This window comes from Mesorhizobium sp. M7A.F.Ca.CA.001.04.2.1 (assembly GCF_003998485.1).
Taxonomy (GTDB): Bacteria; Pseudomonadota; Alphaproteobacteria; order Rhizobiales; family Rhizobiaceae; genus Mesorhizobium; species Mesorhizobium ciceri.
In genome coordinates this window covers 1-1855 of record NZ_RZQT01000267.1, presented here as the reverse complement: position 1 = coordinate 1855, position 1855 = coordinate 1, and the positions used below count along the sequence as shown (strand labels likewise).

At 63.5% G+C, this 1855-nt stretch carries 2 pseudogenes; both read left to right on the top strand.

Annotated features, from left to right (window positions below):
- Positions 1-49 precede the first annotated feature (49 nt).
- Positions 50-976, top strand: a pseudogene (gene groEL / locus EN955_RS34345) (chaperonin GroEL); the annotation flags it as partial.
- A 1-nt stretch (position 977) separates the two neighbouring features.
- Positions 978-1855 (top strand): annotated as a pseudogene (groEL, locus tag EN955_RS34340) (chaperonin GroEL); the annotation flags it as partial.

Sequence of the window (1855 nt, the reverse complement as noted above, 5' to 3'; positions counted from 1 at the left end):
CAAGAAAGCTGCCTGACCTCATTTTCTCCGAACGAACTGGATAAAAATCATGTCTGCCAAGGAAATAAAATTCTCCACCGACGCGCGCGACCGCATGCTGCGCGGCGTCGAGATCCTCACCAATGCGGTGAAGGTCACGCTCGGCCCCAAGGGCCGCAACGTCATCATCGACAAGGCCTATGGCGCGCCGCGCATCACCAAGGACGGCGTCACCGTCGCCAAGGAAATCGAGCTTGCCGACAAGTTCGAGAACATGGGCGCCCAGATGGTGCGCGAAGTGGCCTCGAAGACCAACGACCTCGCCGGTGACGGCACCACCACCGCCACGGTGCTGGCCGCCTCGATCCTGCGCGAAGGCGCCAAGCTGGTTGCCGCCGGCATGAACCCCATGGATTTGAAGCGCGGCATCGACCAGGCGGTTTCCGCCGTGGTCAAGGAAATCCAGGCGCGCGCCAAGAAGGTCAAGTCGTCGGCCGAGATCGCACAGGTCGGCACCATCGCCGCCAATGGCGATGCCAGCGTCGGCGAGATGATCGCCAAGGCGATGGACAAGGTCGGCAATGACGGGGTCATCACCGTCGAGGAAGCCAAGACCGCAGAGACCGAACTCGACGTCGTCGAAGGCATGCAGTTCGACCGCGGCTATCTCTCGCCCTATTTCGTCACCAATGCCGACAAGATGCGCGTCGAGCTGGAAGAGCCCTACATCCTCATCCACGAGAAGAAGCTCGGCAATCTGCAGGCGATGCTGCCGATCCTCGAAGCGGTGGTGCAGAGCGGCAGGCCGCTGCTGATCATCTCCGAGGACGTCGAGGGCGAGGCCTTGGCGACGCTGGTCGTCAACAAGCTGCGCGGCGGCCTCAAGGTCGCGGCCGTCAAGGCGCCGGGCTTCGGCGATCGCCGCAAGGCGATGCTGGAAGACATCGCCGTGCTCACGTCGGGCCAGATGATCTCGGAAGATCTCGGCATCAAGCTTTCTGCAGGTGATGCTGCCGATCCTCGAAGCGGTGGTGCAGAGCGGCAGGCCGCTGCTGATCATCTCCGAGGACGTCGAGGGCGAGGCTCTGGCGACGCTGGTCGTCAACAAGCTGCGCGGCGGCCTCAAGGTTGCGGCCGTCAAGGCGCCGGGCTTCGGCGATCGCCGCAAGGCGATGCTGGAAGACATCGCCGTGCTGACATCAGGCCAGATGATCTCGGAAGATCTCGGCATCAAGCTTGAAAACGTCACCATCGAGATGCTCGGCCGCGCCAAGCGCGTGCTGATCGAGAAAGACACCACCACGATCATCGACGGTGCCGGCACCAAGGCGACGATCCAGGCGCGTGTCGCCCAGATCAAGGGCCAGATCGAGGAGACGACGTCAGACTACGACAAGGAAAAGCTGCAGGAGCGGCTGGCCAAGCTCGCCGGCGGCGTTGCCGTCATCCGCGTCGGCGGCGTCACCGAGTCGGAAGTCAAGGAAAAGAAGGACCGCATCGACGATGCGCTGAACGCCACCCGCGCGGCGGTCGAGGAAGGCATCGTACCCGGCGGCGGCGTGGCTCTGCTGCGTGCCCGCTCGGTGCTTGGCGGCCTGACCGGCGCCAATGCCGATGTCACGGCCGGCATCACGATCGTGCTGCGGGCGCTCGAAGCGCCGATCCGCCAGATCGCCGAGAATTCCGGCGTCGAAGGCTCTGTTGTCGTCGGCAAGCTCACCGACAGCAAGGATCACAATCAGGGTTTTGACGCCCAGAACGAGGTCTATGTCGACATGATCAAGGCAGGCATCGTCGATCCGGCGAAAGTGGTGCGCACCGCACTCCAGGATGCCGGTTCGATCGCAGCCCTTCTGATCACCGCCGAAGCGATGAT